The sequence below is a fragment of the Pseudogracilibacillus amylolyticus (SeqCode) genome (assembly GCF_051918545.1).
Classification (GTDB): Bacteria; Bacillota; Bacilli; order Bacillales; family Amphibacillaceae; genus Pseudogracilibacillus.
The window spans coordinates 339-17,507 of sequence record NZ_JBPPZG010000065.1 but is presented as its reverse complement, the minus strand read 5'-3'; the positions used below and the strand labels follow the sequence as shown (position 1 = coordinate 17,507).

Annotated in this window: 23 protein-coding genes; 15 read left to right on the top strand and 8 right to left on the bottom strand. The window is 35.8% G+C overall.

Annotation, left to right across the window (positions count from 1 at the left end):
- Positions 1–187: 187 nt before the first annotated feature.
- From ACPYKA_RS09275 to ACPYKA_RS09255, 5 genes are all read right to left on the bottom strand, one after another.
- Positions 188–1,447 carry a hypothetical protein gene (locus ACPYKA_RS09275; RefSeq protein WP_479542023.1) on the bottom strand — a complete coding sequence of 420 codons (1,260 nt, stop codon included), beginning with the start codon at positions 1,445–1,447 and terminating at the stop codon, positions 188–190.
- Between the two features lie 255 nt (positions 1,448–1,702).
- Entirely contained in the window at positions 1,703–1,966 is a 264-nt protein-coding gene (locus ACPYKA_RS09270; protein WP_336263811.1) for a NifU N-terminal domain-containing protein, read from the bottom strand.
- 183 nt (positions 1,967–2,149) lie between these two features.
- Positions 2,150–2,368 (bottom strand): DUF3813 domain-containing protein, encoded by a 219-nt coding sequence (locus ACPYKA_RS09265; protein ID WP_479542022.1) that lies wholly within the window; start codon positions 2,366–2,368, stop codon positions 2,150–2,152.
- Positions 2,368–2,523, bottom strand: a complete 156-nt coding sequence (locus tag ACPYKA_RS09260) for a hypothetical protein (protein ID WP_479542021.1) — start codon at positions 2,521–2,523, stop codon at positions 2,368–2,370. Before ACPYKA_RS09260 ends, ACPYKA_RS09265 begins: the two co-directional genes overlap by 1 nt.
- Before the next feature lie 126 nt (positions 2,524–2,649).
- Complete coding sequence (locus ACPYKA_RS09255) at positions 2,650–3,477, bottom strand: Cof-type HAD-IIB family hydrolase (RefSeq protein ID WP_479542020.1); 828 nt, start codon at positions 3,475–3,477, stop codon at positions 2,650–2,652.
- 174 nt (positions 3,478–3,651) lie between these two features.
- Between ACPYKA_RS09255 and ACPYKA_RS09250 the strand changes: the two genes are divergently transcribed.
- The 4 genes from ACPYKA_RS09250 (at position 3,652) to moaD (ending at position 5,621) form a co-directional block, all read left to right on the top strand.
- The gene (locus tag ACPYKA_RS09250; RefSeq protein ID WP_479542019.1) at positions 3,652–4,401 is read left to right on the top strand and encodes a prolyl oligopeptidase family serine peptidase; all 750 of its coding nucleotides are present in this window, start codon (positions 3,652–3,654) and stop codon (positions 4,399–4,401) included.
- Positions 4,402–4,506: 105 nt separating this feature from the next.
- Positions 4,507–4,818, top strand: coding sequence for a metal-sulfur cluster assembly factor (locus tag ACPYKA_RS09245; RefSeq protein ID WP_479542018.1), 312 nt, complete (start codon positions 4,507–4,509; stop codon positions 4,816–4,818).
- A 102-nt stretch (positions 4,819–4,920) separates the two neighbouring features.
- A complete protein-coding gene (locus ACPYKA_RS09240) occupies positions 4,921–5,388 on the top strand; it encodes a molybdenum cofactor biosynthesis protein MoaE (RefSeq protein ID WP_479542017.1) in 468 nt (155 codons plus the stop codon).
- Positions 5,385–5,621 carry a molybdopterin converting factor subunit 1 gene (moaD, locus tag ACPYKA_RS09235; RefSeq protein ID WP_479542016.1) on the top strand — a complete coding sequence of 79 codons (237 nt, stop codon included), beginning with the start codon at positions 5,385–5,387 and terminating at the stop codon, positions 5,619–5,621. Before ACPYKA_RS09240 ends, moaD begins: the two co-directional genes overlap by 4 nt.
- Positions 5,622–5,982: 361 nt before the next feature.
- Here moaD and ACPYKA_RS09230 read toward each other — a convergent pair whose 3' ends face one another.
- Positions 5,983–6,678: a Crp/Fnr family transcriptional regulator gene (locus ACPYKA_RS09230; RefSeq protein WP_479542015.1), complete on the bottom strand. Its 696-nt coding sequence runs from the start codon at positions 6,676–6,678 to the stop codon at positions 5,983–5,985.
- A gap of 170 nt (positions 6,679–6,848) precedes the next feature.
- Here ACPYKA_RS09230 and ACPYKA_RS09225 point away from each other — a divergent pair, with 170 nt between their 5' ends.
- The 3 genes from ACPYKA_RS09225 (at position 6,849) to ACPYKA_RS09215 (ending at position 9,258) form a co-directional block, all read left to right on the top strand.
- On the top strand, positions 6,849–7,085 hold the full coding sequence (locus ACPYKA_RS09225; protein WP_479542014.1) for a DUF2249 domain-containing protein: 237 nt from the start codon (positions 6,849–6,851) through the stop codon (positions 7,083–7,085).
- A gap of 120 nt (positions 7,086–7,205) precedes the next feature.
- Entirely contained in the window at positions 7,206–8,339 is a 1,134-nt protein-coding gene (locus ACPYKA_RS09220) for a TIGR04053 family radical SAM/SPASM domain-containing protein (protein ID WP_479542026.1), read from the top strand.
- A 520-nt stretch (positions 8,340–8,859) separates the two neighbouring features.
- Positions 8,860–9,258, top strand: coding sequence for a nuclease domain-containing protein (locus ACPYKA_RS09215; protein WP_479542013.1), 399 nt, complete (start codon positions 8,860–8,862; stop codon positions 9,256–9,258).
- A 470-nt stretch (positions 9,259–9,728) separates the two neighbouring features.
- Here ACPYKA_RS09215 and ACPYKA_RS09210 read toward each other — a convergent pair whose 3' ends face one another.
- On the bottom strand, positions 9,729–9,836 hold the full coding sequence (locus ACPYKA_RS09210; protein WP_479542012.1) for a putative holin-like toxin: 108 nt from the start codon (positions 9,834–9,836) through the stop codon (positions 9,729–9,731).
- Between the two features lie 343 nt (positions 9,837–10,179).
- Here ACPYKA_RS09210 and ACPYKA_RS09205 point away from each other — a divergent pair, with 343 nt between their 5' ends.
- The 4 genes from ACPYKA_RS09205 (at position 10,180) to ACPYKA_RS09190 (ending at position 12,604) form a co-directional block, all read left to right on the top strand.
- A complete protein-coding gene (locus tag ACPYKA_RS09205) occupies positions 10,180–10,671 on the top strand; it encodes a DUF2975 domain-containing protein (RefSeq protein ID WP_479542011.1) in 492 nt (163 codons plus the stop codon).
- A gap of 10 nt (positions 10,672–10,681) precedes the next feature.
- Positions 10,682–10,903, top strand: coding sequence for a helix-turn-helix domain-containing protein (locus ACPYKA_RS09200; protein WP_479542010.1), 222 nt, complete (start codon positions 10,682–10,684; stop codon positions 10,901–10,903).
- 76 nt (positions 10,904–10,979) lie between these two features.
- Entirely contained in the window at positions 10,980–11,750 is a 771-nt protein-coding gene (locus tag ACPYKA_RS09195; protein ID WP_479542025.1) for a DUF817 domain-containing protein, read from the top strand.
- A gap of 89 nt (positions 11,751–11,839) precedes the next feature.
- The gene (locus tag ACPYKA_RS09190) at positions 11,840–12,604 is read left to right on the top strand and encodes an isoprenyl transferase (protein ID WP_479542009.1); all 765 of its coding nucleotides are present in this window, start codon (positions 11,840–11,842) and stop codon (positions 12,602–12,604) included.
- Between the two features lie 52 nt (positions 12,605–12,656).
- Here ACPYKA_RS09190 and ACPYKA_RS09185 read toward each other — a convergent pair whose 3' ends face one another.
- A complete protein-coding gene (locus ACPYKA_RS09185) occupies positions 12,657–13,133 on the bottom strand; it encodes a hypothetical protein (RefSeq protein ID WP_479542008.1) in 477 nt (158 codons plus the stop codon).
- Between the two features lie 327 nt (positions 13,134–13,460).
- Here ACPYKA_RS09185 and ACPYKA_RS09180 point away from each other — a divergent pair, with 327 nt between their 5' ends.
- From ACPYKA_RS09180 to ACPYKA_RS09165, 4 genes are all read left to right on the top strand, one after another.
- Positions 13,461–13,664, top strand: coding sequence for a hypothetical protein (locus ACPYKA_RS09180; RefSeq protein ID WP_479542007.1), 204 nt, complete (start codon positions 13,461–13,463; stop codon positions 13,662–13,664).
- 151 nt (positions 13,665–13,815) lie between these two features.
- Positions 13,816–14,475: a TetR/AcrR family transcriptional regulator gene (locus tag ACPYKA_RS09175; RefSeq protein ID WP_479542024.1), complete on the top strand. Its 660-nt coding sequence runs from the start codon at positions 13,816–13,818 to the stop codon at positions 14,473–14,475.
- A gap of 118 nt (positions 14,476–14,593) precedes the next feature.
- On the top strand, positions 14,594–15,475 hold the full coding sequence (locus tag ACPYKA_RS09170) for an ABC transporter ATP-binding protein (protein ID WP_479542006.1): 882 nt from the start codon (positions 14,594–14,596) through the stop codon (positions 15,473–15,475).
- A 24-nt stretch (positions 15,476–15,499) separates the two neighbouring features.
- A complete protein-coding gene (locus ACPYKA_RS09165) occupies positions 15,500–17,113 on the top strand; it encodes an ABC transporter permease (RefSeq protein WP_479542005.1) in 1,614 nt (537 codons plus the stop codon).
- Positions 17,114–17,169: the final 56 nt, after the last annotated feature.

Genomic DNA, 17,169 nt, shown 5'->3' with positions numbered 1-17,169 from the left:
AGTTAAGGCGGAAGTTGCTCAAGTCAAGGTGGAGGTTGCTCAAGTTAAGGCGGAAGTTGCTCCAGTCAAGGCGAAAGTTGCTCAAGAAGAAACGCGAAACGCCAATAACATCCCGAAAGATATCATCGACGTTAGCGTTAGCGCACAACATTATCCATAGGCGACACGTTCCTCTCCCAAGTAAAAATTAAGTAGCTTTTTTTAATGTTCTTTTTTCAATTGCAAGCATATTTTCTTGTTTAAAAACGCTACTCCATATAAATAGAGTACCTGCAAATAAAAGGATTGAAGCAAATAAAAGTAGTTCATTTTCAAATGGTAAATCCGTTAAATCAAGCCATGTGAAAAGTCCTGATAAAAATAGAATTATTTCATTTAGGGTAAATCCTATAATAAAAGTCGCTAATCCCATTCGTACAAATGAATTTTTTTCATTCAATAATTGTCCCATTTGAAACAAACTCAATATTAATAAACTAATAAACCCGAGTAATGTTAAGTGTAAATAGCCAATTACGACTGATCTCGTCTCATAAATAAGGTTTGCAAAAGGAAGGTGTAGCAGTGCTAATTCCATTACAGTTTTTGATAATAACAGCAAAAAACTCAGACCGAGTAGAAGTCGAATTCGTTTACTAAAATTTTTCGCAATATCAAATCTAATTTGAAAAATTGCATAACAAAGCGTAAATACTCCAACTAATTGTCCAAGCGCACCGAGTGCTCCGAAGACAATGCCTATCACTCCAAAGTCATACCATAAAACAGACAGTAAATAACCTGGGAATAGAGCAAAGATATGAACCCAGAAACTAACTTTCAATAATTTGGTCGGTAAGCTGATACCTTTTTTTACAAGCAAGTATAAAAAGAGTCCAATCAAAATGAGATAGAGCCAGCCGTTATATTGAAAATGTAAATAAAAATAAACAGCCATATCAAATATAGGTAAATGTTGTAAACCTTGAGATCCAATTGCTCCGAGCGACCAAGGACCAATACTTGAAATAAAAAGAGTTAGTAAAGCACCTTTAATAAATGTTTTACTTACAGCTGGTATATCTGGAACTTTTTTTAGGGAACGATAGACAAAAATGATTGCGCAATACTCAATAAGTATATGTGCTGTTGATAGTATGATTGAATAAAGCGCATAACCTTGCCATATAAATGTAATAGTCATACTAAATGTTATGAGAAATGTTATGATAATCAGTATAGTTGCCTGTTTTTTTTGCTGTACATGTTTCCAAGCTAATTTAAAATAGATAATTAATACGGCTAGAAATGTCCAACCCAAAATAGCTGCATGAGAATGAGCGTGTAAAATATGGTCGTACGCTACAATTTGTGTTGGTGTGGCTATTGCATAAAGACGCATCCAAACACCTGAAAGTGCTGTTATAGCAAGAAAAAAGAAGGCGCAATGAGTTACATATTTAGGCATGTTTATCACCTCTAATAAGCCATATATTTATTTTCCTATCTTTTACAACTCACTACAAGAGGGGACAGAATTCGTCAAATAAATATAATAAAAATATGGCGAAATTGGTACAACTTACTTCTGCGTGGTTTTTTCCGGAAAAAATTGAAATCTTCGTGATTAAATTTCACAGGCATTTCCCACTGTTTTAGAAGCTTTTTACAACAAAAAAAAAGACGACATAATTTTTGTCGTCTAATTTTTCCAAGGTATGTATTAATAACCGTGTTTTTCAAAAATGTCTAATACTTCCTTTATTAAATTATCCCATTCGGCATCAAAGTGTTTATTTACTGTTATAAAATTTTGATAACCAAAAACATTATCGACATCATCTAACTTCATCAAATCATTTAGAATCTCATACTCACTTGTATCTCCAGGCATCACAGAAATACTGTTGGTGCCTTCAAATATCATTTTATCCGAAGTGAATTTTATTGCATTAGGATTAGGTGTTGTTTCAGGTCTTACTCCCATGATATCCCTCCTGTAACTACATTCTTACAACAAATGTACCATATTTTTTAAAAAAAGACCATCTTCACATAGAAGATGGTCATCTAAACTTTTGCTAAAGTATAAATTCGGTTTCATTATTATAAATGAATTCGTAATTTTCTTAGCAAATAATGGGGATGGAATGGCTAAAAACAGAACTCTTTACGAGTGCAAATTAATTCTCTCATCTAACTGTTGTTCGAATTGGTCAAGCTGCTTTTTCTGTTCAGGGGTCGCATCATTGTATGCAGCTTGAATTGCTTTTCTGGCAGCTTCTTTGTCGCTAGCGTTAGGAGCGTGACCACCTTGACTGTTTTGATTCATATTCGTCAGGTTAGCCACCATTTCTTTCGCTTGTTCAAAAAGGTTATTTGCCATCATTAAAAACCTCCAATAGTACTATTTTTCATTTCTTCACGTTTTCGTTCAACGTCTTGTCTTAACGTTTCTTCTTCGTGAATATGAACAGGCGGATCGGAAAACGTCGTTGTGGATTTTGCCTTTTTGGTTTCTTTCTTTTTCTTATGCTCGCTCATCTTAGATCCCTCCAGAATCTAAAACAGTTAAATGAGTAATTAAAAGGGCAAAAGTGAACGCCTCTATGACGTTCACTTATAGTATGGTATAAAGTAAATTGATTATTGAAGGTAAAACTTGCTTTTTTAAGATTTAATTGGATGCGAAAGTTCAAAATAATTTGCTAAAAAATTTGCGACTCCATATTCTTCATTCGTATCTGTAATATATTTGGCTATTGTTTTTAATTCATCAATGGCATTACCCATTGCAACACCAATACCAGCGTAGTCGATCATTTCCATATCATTTGCACCATCACCAAATGCAATAATTCTTTCTTTTGGGATACCATATTCATTAGCAATCTTTTTTAAAGCTTCTGCTTTATTCATTTGTTTATTCATTACTTCAATAATATGATATGGTGCTCCCCAATTCCAATGATCGATTGCTTCTGCATGTAAATCATTTAAATGATTTGTAAGTATATCCAAATTATTTTCATTGGGATAAAGCATCATTAATGTAGGATTTTCAAGTAATTTTTCTTTTATGCGACCAACAATAAATCCATCATCTTGAGATCCATAAAAATCAATAATCGTTTGATCGAATTGATCCAAGTAAATGGAATCATGTACAGTAGCAATAATATTTTTTGAATTTAATTCATAACACGCCTCGACAATTTCGATAGCCGTTTTGTGGTTTAAAGGAGTGTGGTATTTTCCCCAGCTTTTATCTTGGGGATGATGGACGTAAGCTCCATTTGAGTTAATTAATGGGGTCACTAGTTCAAGTTCATGATAATAAAAAATACTCATTCGATTTGATCGGCCTGTTGCAATAACAACGATATGGTCATCGTCGATAAGCTTTTTGATCATTGCTTTAGTTTGGGGAGCAATCTTTTTATCATCTGTTAATACTGTCCCGTCCAAATCAATTGCAATGATATGTTTATTTCTCATATAATCACCTCGTTACAAGTAGTGTAGCAAAAATTACGAAATATCTCTAGTTGATCAAGTAAATATGTATTTTTACTAAAAATTTTGATAAGATTTACTTTCTTTACTTATGAATACCAATTCATTTATGATAGTAATATCAGTGCGGAAAGGATCTGACGAATGATACATATAATGAACAAACGAATTAATTCAATTCCGGTTTTAGAAGTTGTTCAAGCAGATAAAGCCAACAAAGCTTTACCGACAGTAATTTATTACCATGGATTTACTGGAGAAAAAGAAAGCAGTTTAACAATTGCTTATAAAATTGCCCAAAATGGTCAACGAGTTATTTTACCGGACAGTTATTTGCACGGAGAACGCCATGATTCGAGTGTCAAAGCAGATTTAGAATTATCTTTTTGGAATATCGTTATGAAAAATATTAACGAACTGAAAGAAATTAAAACGTATTTATTGGAACATAAATTAGCGGATTCTGATCGAATAGGGATCGGTGGCACAAGTATGGGAGGCATTACAACATATGGAGCTTTGCGAACATATCCATGGATTAAAGCTGCAGTTGTTTTAATGGGAACTGCTAAAATGACGGATTATGCAAAAATGTTGATCGATCATTATAATAAGCAGAATGAAACACCCATTAAACAGGAGACTGCAGATGAAGTGCTTGATATGTTACAGGGATATGATATTTCACTTGATCCAGAAATGTTACATAGCAGACCTCTGTTCATTTGGCACGGGGAAGAGGATAAGGTGGTCCCTTTTAAGTTAAGTAAGATGTTTTATGAGGAAATTGAACATTTGTATAAAAAGAATGATCATATTAAGTTTTTGCCTGAAAAAAATCGCAGCCATCATATTAGTAAAACATCCATTACTGAGACTGCAAAATGGTTTCAAACCTTTTTATAAGCTAAAATGCTAAATGAGAAAGTTATCAATAAAATTGCTGATTTATTTCAAAAATGTGAAAAAATATGGTTAAATATAGATAGAACCTAACAAGGAGGTAATAAAATGGATGAAGCCTTAAAAGAAAATATTATGGGCGCACTAGAAAACGTAATTGACCCTGAACTAGGTATCGATATCGTTAATATGGGGCTCGTTTATGATATTGATATAAATGACGAAGGATTATGCACAATAACAATGACACTTACATCAATGGGTTGTCCTTTAGCTGGACATATTGAAGCTGATGTAAGACGTGCTTTAGCTGATATTCCAGAAATTAAGGAAATAGATGTAAATATTGTGTGGGATCCGCCTTGGGGTAAAGATAAAATGTCCCGTTACGCAAAAATTGCACTAGGAATTCCGGACTAATATTCTCTAGCAGATATAAAACTACTACTTAAAGATTGATTCAGTTTTGGATCAATCTTTTAAATTAAGGAAGAGCAAATTTGAGTGTAGGTAGGTGGTTTTTTGACGGAAAAATTTTGGATTACAAATGAGCCAGTTCAAGTTAGCGATTGCATTGAAAAAGTGATTCGTCCAGAAGCAGGGGCTATCAGTACGTTTATTGGCATTGCACGTGAATTCACATACGGAAAACGGACACTTTTTTTAGAGTATGATGCTTATATTCCAATGGCAACCAAACAGCTTATGCGGATTGGAGAAGAAATCAAGTCTACATGGCCTGGCGCTGAAGTATCCATCGCCCATCGGATCGGTCGGTTAAATATTTCCGATGTGGCCGTTGCGATAGCAGTATCTACACCCCATCGCGATGAAGCATTTAAAGCGTCACGTTATGCAATAGAGCGTATTAAAGAAATTGTGCCGATTTGGAAAAAAGAACATTGGGAAGATGGAACAAAATGGATAGGGGATCAAAAAGAAAATGTCTCGTATGAAAAAAAGCTCCCCCAGGAGGAGGATATGTTTTGATTGAATTGTTATTTTTTGCTCAGTTACAAGATGTAGTTGGTAGTAGTAAATTGACAATTGATGCAACTAATATTTCGGTTAAAGAAATAAAAGATCAATACTTATCCAAATACGATATGGATGAAATCTTAGACCAGGCAATGGTGGCTGTTAACGAAGAATATTCCAAAGAAGACGCAATTGTTACTAGCGGAGACGTTGTTGCATTTATTCCACCAGTAAGTGGCGGATAAATTTCGATTATAATATAGCGATTTCGGGAAAATCTTATTTGAGACTCCCGCGGCGAAACCCATAAGCCCTGAATTTTTACTATTTTTGAGGCAACGTCAATTCACAATATGTAGAGTGATCCATCATCATGTCAATTTGTTTCCACAAGCAGTTTAGAAAACTTTGCTTATCATTAAAGAAAACATGCCCTTATCACCAGGAGTATGCCAACGGTTAGGCAGAGAGCCTGTTCTTAGTCGGCCTTCCTCAGATTGGCGAAAGCCAGGTGATGTTGCACTTATGCTGAGCAAGTGCAAGGCTTGGCGAGAGTATGAGTTGCACTTATGCTCTTATCTGCCAAAATAAAAAAGAGAGGGTGTCCTAATTGAGAACCTTCTCTTCTAGTGCCGGATAGTCAATGATCAGATGTCCGGCTTTATCTGTTTCAATAACTCTTTCCTTTTTCAGTCGAGTAAGTGTCCGGCTTAATGTTTCACGACTTGATCCAATCATATTCGCTAATTCACGATTTGTTAATTGGACTGTTAAGCGATATTTCTCCTCATCGACCATTTCTCCATTTTTCCTCGCAAGACGCATCAAAAGTAAGATGATCTGATCGTAAACATTATATAAAATTTTTTCCTCTAAACGATTTTGTAAATCAACAATAATTTCTCCTAATACGCGGAACACTTTAATACTAATTTCCGGATGTGTTAGTAAAAAATTTTCGAAAGAGATAATTGGAATATTAACTAATAAAGCATCTTCTAAAATTTCTGCATGAGCAGGATAATTTCCTTTCCTAAAAAAACCTTGATGGGGGAACATATCGTCTTTTTGCAGGACGTTTACAATTTGTTCCTTTCCATCATAGTCTGTTTTATAAATTTTAACTTTACCTCGCTGAATAAAATATACATCTGTAATTGGTTCATGTTGCATAAATACGATTGTGCCACTTTCGTACTTTTTTGATCTCGCAAAATCAACAATTGGTTCCATTTCATATTCATTTAAATCTTTAAAAATCGGGAATTGTTTTAAAAAAGTAAACATTTCTTCATTTTTCATATGGCAACATCCTTTTTATTCGTTACGTTCATATTATCATAAGCAATTTTTCTATTCTAGAACAATCATAATGAAACTTATCCTTTGTGATTTACATCACAGTTTTTCCAAAAAGACTAGGTTATACTTACGGTGGCTTAAAAATTCATCACTTTTTGGAGGAGCTTAAAATGGCAAAAGAATTAAAAGTAACAATAATTGCATCTGAGATTGAAGCAAAGCACCGTCATCCGTTTATTTTAGATTCATTCGATAACCTAAAATCAGGAGAGTATTTAGAACTTCAAAATAACCATGATCCTCGTCCACTTCATTATCAATTTATGCAAGAAAGAACGGACTTATTTAGTTGGGAGTATTTAGAAAAAGGACCTGAGATTTGGAGAGTAGCCATTGGCAAAAGATAAAAAGTTATTTTTACGTGTGAAATCTTTTACATTTAAATTAAAACTGGCAAAATGCTCCATCAAGGGGTTTTATTAATGCCTCTAGTAGCGCATTTTTTACATCGAAGGGAAGGGATTCTTATGTTTCCAGTAGACTATAATGAAAACCCGTTTATTGTTATATGGGAATTAACACGTGCTTGTCAGCTTAAATGTCTGCATTGCCGAGCTGAAGCGCAGTATCATCGTCATCCGCTAGAATTAGATTTTGAGGAAGGTAAAAAATTAATCGATCAAATTTATGAGATGAATAATCCAATGCTTGTTTTCACAGGTGGCGACCCGTTAGAACGACCAGATATGTTTGATATAGCAGAATATGCAATTAAAAAAGGTGTTCGTGTATCGATGACACCGTCCGCTACACCGAATGTTACAAAAGAGGCAATGGAACGAGCAAAAGAAGTCGGTATTGCTAGATGGGCGTTTAGTATTGATGGTCATAACTCAGAAGTACATGATCATTTTCGCGGGGTGTCAGGGTCATATGATTTAACGATGAAAGCTATCTCATACTTACACGAACTTGAAATGCCTTTACAAATTAATACTGTTATTTCTCGCTATAATTATCCATATTTAGATGAAATGGCAGAGATGGTCGAACGTCTCGGCTGTGTGTTATGGAGCGTATTTTTCCTGGTGCCAACAGGAAGAGGAAAGGAATCTGATATGATTTCTCCTGCTGAGCATGAAAAAACATTACGCTGGCTATATCAATTGTCTAAACGGGCACCTTTTGATATTAAAACAACTGCCGCACAGCATTATCGTCGTGTTGTGATTCAAAATAAAATACGTGAACAGAAAGGAAAAAGCGATCGTGATCATATTTTTTACGAAGATTCATTAACAACAGGTGATATTACTCATATTGATGGTCTAGGACGTGCTCCTCGTGGAGTGAATGATGGAAATGGTTTTGTGTTTATTTCACATACTGGAGATGTTTATCCGAGTGGTTTACTTCCAATAAAAGCAGGCAATGTTCGTGTAACTCCACTTGCTGAAATTTATCGTGATTCCGAAGTTTTCCAAAATTTACGTAATCCTGATAAATATAAAGGAAAATGTGGTGTTTGCGAGTTCCGTCATGTTTGTGGTGGATCGAGATCCCGTGCGTACAACATTACTGGCGATTATATGGAAAGTGAACCGTACTGTGTATATATACCAAAAGCGTGGCGTGAGATGAAAAAGAAGGCAGCACATTAATTAAACAATTTTCTCATGTACTTTTAAAGAGTTGAGATACATCATTAGAACATCCTGCCAAAAGTATTTGTTATTCATAAGCAAAATCCATAGACTGTGCAGTAACTTGGGGTAATTTTTCGGTTAACCTCGCTACTGCACTGCTTATTTCCGCCTCCAGGCAGTACGCTTTCCGTGGACACGGCTTTTCCCGTAGGAATCGACTGCCCTCCACTACAAACGGTGGAGAACGCAAGAACATCTTGCGTGCCCCTAATTGAGGTGGAAAAGATTCGTTTATAATTAAAAGCATTTCTATCCTACTCATTTCAGGTAATCTTTCTAGAAAATTAGTAAGTTCACTGTATTTTTTAATTAAATGAAATCAATTCCTAAGTGAAAATAACAACTCATCCATTTAGTAAAGTATTGGATCTTGCAAATACGATTGAATTTAATCGAGTGGTAATATTAGATTTTTAAAAGAAATAGACGAAATTAATCCGCGACAGATTTCACAAAAAAACTTTCGCTAAAATACTTGTTTTTAAAAGATGCTTATAAAGATCATCAAGATGTTATTAATAAGGCAATTGTAGAGCTAATAGAAATAAATGGAGCCCTAGAGCATCGATATCGAGATGCAATCGTATCTTCATATGAAGGCCCTTATGAAAAGACTTCTTTTGGGGCCTATGTTCTTTTTCCATGGTTTGATGAAGATATGTATAGCGAGCATCATTTTTATAAAAGTATTGATGAAGTGAATATTGGAGGTCTCCCTTTATTACCTAATGCCACATCACTAGTAGAAAGGGTGGTAGATAGACTTATCGATAAAAGCCCGCAAGAGATCCACGAAGAAGGAATTTTACCAAGAGGAACGATAGAAGAATGGAAGTCGAAGGTTGATGAGAAAATTATTGTTGGACTCGGTTAGTACAAAAAAATATATGAGAACTGCATGAGAAGTGCTATTTGATCCGCACAGATGTATTGAAAACAGGTTGGTAAGAAGCAAAATATGTTGCTTTATACCTGAAAAAAGATGTAGGGATTGAGAATGGGGTAACCAATTATGGTGAAATTAGAGAAATTACGATTCGCATAGATCGGGATAGGAATAAACTTATAATTTCAAAAGGCCAGTATACAAAGACTTTATCTATGAACATGTTAGAGAAAAGTCCATCGGCAATGTTTAAAGCTTTGTTAGAAGTAATCAATTTATAATACCCAGGGTCTAAAAGTAATTTGACAGTATATTTATTTCATTTTATACTATAATTAGAAATAGGTACTCAAGCAGCGGGAACTGCTCAAGTACCAGCAACTACAGTCCGCATAAAGAGCGGCTGACCAATGTATTAATTACTAAAGAAGTAATCGCTTACCATTGATCGGGGGCGGTTACTTCTTTTTTTCTAAGAAAATGACGACGCTAACAATTAATGTAAGTAAAGCTACAATGGATAAACTAAATTGAGCTACTAAGCTTAATGCTTCGAAAGTCGTCATTTTACCACCTCCCTTCTGTAAGGAAGATGGCCAACCGCCCACTATACATTTGTAGTTGTTGCTACTATTCTAGCATAGTAGCTAAATAGATAGCAATAAAAATAAGAACGCATATTCGCACGCCACATACGACCCTTAGAAATCTAAAGGGTGGATTTTTAAGGCTGATACTCCTTCAACTATTGAATATGTTTTAATGAGCATTTCTCGTAAAGAGGAATGCTTTTTATTTTGGTTGAATACAATTTCAATAAATAAATATTGAATTAGGTTAATTATTTATTGTAAAACGATAAATAATGTATTAAAATAAAGTTTGAAATTAATAAGTGAGGTGTTTTTAATGAAACTAGGATCTACATTGTTTTTAAGGATAGCTGTGATTTTAATTGGAGTTCCGATTTTTGCTTTATGCATATTTGGATTGCCGCGGATAGCGATTCAGGCTTTTGCACAAACAGGAAAAGGTTCAGAGTTTACATATGTGGTATTGGGCATTTTACTTTTAATGTATGTGTCGGCGATACCGTTTTATTTTGCATTGTATCAAGCGTTAAAACTATTACGTTATATTGACAAGAACGAGGCTTTCTCGCAAATTTCTGTAAAAGCTTTAAAGAATATAAGAAGCTGTGCCATTTTAATTAGTGTTTTTTATATGGTGGCTCTGCCGTTCATCTATGTCGTAGCGGAGTGGGATGACGCACCAGGTCTTATAGTAATCGGGTTGATTATTACTTTTGCTTCCATGGTAATTGCAGTCTTTGCTGCTGTTCTCAAAAAACTTTTACAAGAAGCGATTGATATAAAATCGGAAAATGATTTAACGGTCTGAGGTGAATGACATGGCAATTATAATCAATATTGATGTGATGTTGGCTAAAAGAAAAATGAGTGTGACGGAACTTTCGGATAAGGTTGGGATCACGATGGCAAATCTTTCTATATTGAAGAATGGAAAAGCAAAAGCGATTCGTTTATCAACCTTAGAGGCGATTTGTAAGGCGTTAGATTGTCAGCCCGGAGATATTTTAGAATACAGAAGTGATGAAGATATCCAAGATTAATAAAGTAGGAAGAGGGTTACTCATGGATTTATCTATTCGAAATGATTCCAAGAAAAAGACTTTTAAGGAACAAATGATTACAGCTCTAAAAGGACTTTTTCATTTTGGGTGGGAGCAGGCACTATCCTGTTTATTTCCTGTCGTTATTTTTGCTTCATTGGCCATTACACAAGTTATGTCGCTTCCTTTCCTGCCGCGGTATGACTGGCTGCTCATCATCTTTCTTCTGATGCAGGTCTGGATGGTACGTTCAGGACTTGAAACACGGGATGAACTAAAGGTAATCACATTATTTCACCTTATTGGTCTTACGCTTGAACTTTTCAAGGTATATATTGGATCCTGGTCTTACCCAGGGGAAGGGTATTCCAAAATTTTTGGAGTGCCATTGTATAGCGGTTTTATGTATGCAAGTGTAGCAAGTTATCTTTGTCAGGCGTGGAGAAGGCTCAAAATTAAGCTCGTTAATTGGCCACCGCTTTTGGCAGTTGTACCACTAGCTACAGCGATCTACTTAAATTTTTTCACTCATCATTACTGGATAGACGTCCGCTTTTGGTTATCCGTTCTTGTAATTATCGTCTTTTGGAAATCGTGGGTATCTTACGAGGTGAATGGAATTCGCTACCGGATGCCACTTGCACTTTCATTTGTTCTGATTGGATTTTTTATTTGGATAGCTGAAAATATCGCAACGTTTTTTGGAGCTTGGCAGTATCCAAACCAAACCGTTGCATGGAGTCTTGTTCATCTGGGGAAGGTGAGCTCATGGGTATTATTAGTGATCGTTAGTTTTCTTATCGTAGCAACGTTAAAGCAGATTAAGGCAAGGAAAATAGGGACATGAGCATCGTTTCAGGTAGGCTTCTTGTTAGGGCTTGGACAATGAACCTGTTCCTTCATTTCAAAACATTTTAGAGAGGATGAACACGATCAATGAAAATCCCTTTTTTAAACCAACTACAAACGAACGAACCCTTACCATATCTGGAAGGTCATACACCGGAACATATAGCTATCATTATGGATGGAAACGGACGCTGGGCGAGGAATCGGGGCTTGCCTAGAGTTGCTGGACATAAAGAAGGAGTATCTGTCGTATTTAAAATTGTCAAGGCGGCAGTTAAATCTGGGGTGAAGGTTTTGACACTTTATACGTTCTCCACGGAAAACTGGAAACGTCCAAGGTCCGAAGTAAACTTTATATTAAGACTTCCTAAAGAGTTTTTACATGTTTATCTGCCAGACCTTATATCCAATAATGTACGTATTAAAGTAATTGGCGACATGAATGAGCTTCCGGCCTCTACTCACGAGACGCTACAGTATGCAATGGACCGTACTCGTGACAATGACGGTCTTCAACTGAATATTGCGCTCAACTATGGAAGCAGAAACGAGATTCTGAATGCGATGAAAGCAATGGTAAAAGATTTAAACGACACGAAATTATCACTGGAAGAATTGGATGCACTGGATGAACGGCAGCTTTCAAAATATTTGTATACGGCTGATATCCAAGATCCTGACCTGCTTATTCGTACCGGCGGGGAAAAACGTCTGAGTAATTTCCTGCTTTGGCAACTAGCCTATACAGAGTTCTGGTTTACGGATGTTTTGTGGCCAGATTTCTCCGAGAACGATTTTTTAGATGCGCTGGAAGAGTATCGACAACGCAAAAGAAGGTTCGGTGGACTGTAAGATAGTTTTCTAATCACATTCAATGGACTTTATATGTCATTGTAAACGTCTTTTATGCTTTTATAAATACTGCAATTTTTTCTAACCTTTTCGTTCTTTTTAAAAATTGCGGTGAAATAAACCGATTTAAGTAATTTGTTAACTTCACATTTGCTCCGTAATAATAGGCTTGAACAATTAATTTAGAACAATAGTTTTTCTCTATCGACTCAATATTATGATTTAAAACAGTATACTCTTTTACAAGGTGTAGATGATCTGTAGCCCATTTCGCAGCTTCATTTGCACCGGCTTTTGAGCGTAGTAATGTAATTTGATCCCTTGGATGATGCCGATGCCAAAATTGTTCGGCAGTTAACGAATGACCGGAGGGTTTTCCCGGTATCGCTTCTTTCATCGTGTAATCAGATCCGACAATGACAGTATGACCGACATAATAAGTGGATCTTCCAACCGTAGAATATAAAATATCTCCCGGAAGCATCTCAATATTGCTATAAGGATATGTTTTTCTTTTATTTAAAGACATTGATGATACCCCTTCTAAACGCTGTATAACTTGAGTATAACGATAAAATACAAGTATATAAAGTGAAACTTCTCTAAAAGAGTCCATTTTGATTCATCTCGTTTCAAAATGGGCTCTTTACATTTATAATCAAATTTTCCTAATCTAAATAAAACTTATCTATTACCCAGATTGGTCATTGATTGGGAGCATATCAATTTAAGGGAGCTTTTTTTGCTTTAGTGTAACCTTGAAATGAGGTTTGATACAATTACGTTGATAGGTTGGAATGTTAGATTTCAACATACTGAACCATTTAATTTGAATAAAATAATTGGGGGCATTCAAATGAAAAGGGTATGTAATCAATGTCAAACTGAAATGATAGAAGATTGCTCTGTAAATGTCGAAAGAGGAATGTACGGTATAAAAATTACCCAAAAGGGTCAAGGGATTTTCAATAATGTTTCCGCAAAACCTAAGGCGGCTATATGTCCAAAATGTGGTTATGTGGCTTTCTATATTGATGAATTTAAAGAATTTAAAAAATAAATCTCCCTTGAATAATTACACACAAACTTCTCTAAAAGAGTCCATTTTGATCCATCTAGGACTCTTTAATTTTTTTATTAAAATAAAACTTACATTTCTTCATAATATCTATTGACCAGAACGGTCATTAGAGTTATACTTTGAGTGACCGATATGGTCAATCTCATTTGACAGAAAGGAGATTTTCACCATTTACTCTAAGTTTCTTAACTTACAAACAGAAAAACAACAAGAAATTATTAATGCAGCAATAATGGAATTTGTCCAAAGTGGTTTTGATCGAGCGTCAACAAATGAAATTGTAAAAAGAGCGAACATCTCTAAAGGTTCATTATTTAATTATTTTAATAGCAAGAAAGATCTTTATGTCTATTTAATCGAGTACAGTACGCAAATTATTGAAGGAATTGTGGAAGAAATTGATTTGAACGAAACCGATATATTTAAAAGAATTGAAAATATTGGATTGAAAAAATTGCATATTCAACAAAAATTCCCGCAAGTTTTTGATTTCCTGCTCGCCGCCACAGAAGAGGAATCAGCTGAAGTAAAGGAAATTATTAAGCAAAAGGTTGATCCTATCTATGAAAAGAGTACGAAAAAAATGTACGATCAGATCGATTACTCAAAGTTCCGTGAAGGGCTTGATGTCGAGAAAGCGATTGAGATCTTGAATTGGACGATGTTCGGATTCGGGGAAAAAGGTCTAAAACAAATAAATACGTTTAAAAATATAAGCGAATTTGGGGAGCAGTATCTAAGAGAATGGGAGAGTTATTCTAAAATTCTAAAGGACAGTTTTTACAAATAGTATGAAGGGTGAGCGTGTTGGAAACGGGGATTTAACGAAACAGTGTGTCGATGTTTATTCATCGACTTTTACCTAAATAAGAGATGTCTAAATCTTTAAAATAAGGAGTGTCCATGGTATGACACAAGTTGTAAAAGTGCAAGGTTTAGAGAAAAGATTTGGCAAGTTTCTAGCATTAAGTGATGTAACATTCACGGTAGAGGCGGGAGAAGTTGTTGGATTTATTGGTCCGAATGGTGCTGGTAAATCTACAACCATTCGTACGTTGTTAGGAATTATCAAACGTGATGCTGGCAGTGCCGAAATATTCGGGAAGGATGTTTGGAAAGATAGCATTGAAATTCATAAACGCATTTCTTATGTACCCGGGGATGTCACTTTGTGGGGAAATCTTACAGGCGGAGAAATTATTGATTTGTTCATAAAGTTGCATGGGGCTGGTGACAAGGAAAAACGCGATTATTTAATTAAACGCTTTGAGCTGGATCCAAAGAAAAAAGCGAAAGGCTATTCAAAGGGGAATCGCCAAAAGGTTGGTTTGATTGCAGCATTATCTGTTGATTCGGATTTATATATTTTCGATGAACCAACTTCTGGACTTGATCCTTTGATGGAACATATTTTTCAAGAAGAAGTGGAAAAAATCAAAGAATCGGGCAAATCCATTCTGTTGTCCTCTCATATTTTAAGTGAAGTGGAACGGTTAGCGGATAAAGTAGTTATTATCCGCCAAGGTGAAATCGTGGAGACTGGTACCCTTGATGAATTACGGCATTTAACTCGTTCTACGGTAACGTTAGCTACAGAAGGCGATGTTGCTGAAATGGCCACTGTAAATGGGGTACATGATTTTACACAAAAAGATAATCAGGCGACATTCTCTGCTGATAACCAACATATGAATGATATTTTATTACAAGCAACCAAATTAGGGGTCAAAAAATTTGAAGCTGTCCCACCAACACTTGATGATCTATTCATGCGTCATTATGAAGGCTAACTCCCGAAAGGAGGATGATATGCGATGAAAGAAAAATTTGCTCGATGGGATACATTGTTTATCCAATATGTAAAACGTGATTGGAAAAAAATAATTATTTGGGTGTTAGGACTTGGCTTGTTTTCGGCTGGTTTTGTCCCGGCATTTAAAGAAATAGCAAAAGGGCAAGGTTTGCTTGGAATGTTTGAAACCTTACAAAATCCCGCAATGATATCGATGGTTGGCCCTACGCCAATCGAAACAGCAACTAATTATACGTTGGGAGCAATGTATGCGCATGAAATGTTACTGTTTTGTAGTTTGTTTGCGATGATCTTAGCTGTTTTACACGTGATAGGTCATACTCGTAAAGAAGAAGAACTTGGTCTTACTGAGCTTGTCCGCTCCTTTCAAATCGGACGCCAAGCAAATTCTCTTGCTTCAATAATCGAAATCGTTTTTATAAATGTATTGTTAGCACTTTTGATTGGGGTAGTAATGATAAGCTTTAGCGCGGAAACGATTTCTGCAGAAGGTGCGTTTTTATTCGGGGCATCCGTCGGAATGGCTGGTATGATTGGTGCTGCAATAGCTCTCGTTATGGCGCAAATTATGCCAACTTCTTCTGGCGCAACGGCTTCAGCTCTTGGAATAATAGGACTGCTTTATATTGTGCGAGCGGGGACAGATGTAGCTAATGTGAACTTCTCAATGATCAATCCATTGGGATGGACCTATTTAACCTATCCTTTTACGGAAAATAATTGGCTTCCACTTATTTTTGCTTTGATATTCAGTGGCCTCATGGTGATGATTGCTTTTTCCCTGGAAGGAGCTCGTGATATGGGGGCTGGTTATTTGCCTACAAGAGAAGGTCGCGAAAGCGCAAAGAAATCTTTATTGTCAGTCCGTGGATTATTTATCAAAATTAACAAAGGCACGATCATTAGTTGGTTGGTAGCTTTTGTTGTGATGGGTGCTGCTTACGGTTCGATATATGGTGACATGCAGACCTTTCTTGAAAGTAATGAAATGATGAAGCAAATGTTTTCTCACTCAGGTTTTTCCATCGAAGAATCCTTTACAGGCACGATTATGATGGTCATGATTGGCTTGGTTTCGATTTTACCAATTGCCATTGTAAATAAGCTGTTTTCTGAAGAAAATCGCTCACACTTGAGTCAGCTTTTTGCTACAAAAGTGACCCGCAGTAAGCTTTACTGGACCAGCATTGGTATAGCAATTACCGTAAGTCTAATTGGAATTTTATTCGCAGCTGGTGGTCTTGGCGGAACGGCTGTCGCGGCTATGGGAGATCGTTCAACGATGAATGTAATAGATTTCCTTATTGCTGGTTACAATTTTTTACCAACCGTCTTATTCTTTACAGGTCTTGCAGCTTTAGCCCTCGGTTGGGCACCGAAACTGGGTAAAGTAGTTTATGTGTATCTTGCCTACTCTTTTTTACTAAATTATTTTGGCGGCATATTAGACTTACCTAAATGGTTCTTTAAAACAGCGATTCAAAGCTGGATTCCACAGATGCCTATGGAGGATTTTGATGCTTCCATTTTTATTATCCTAACAAGTATTAGTCTTATGCTGATAGTAATTGGTTATGTTGGTTATCGTAGACGGGATATGATGGAAGGGGCTTAAAAGAGATTTTACCAGTGAAGTGAAATGAAGATTTTATGAAAAAAGCCGTATTTTCC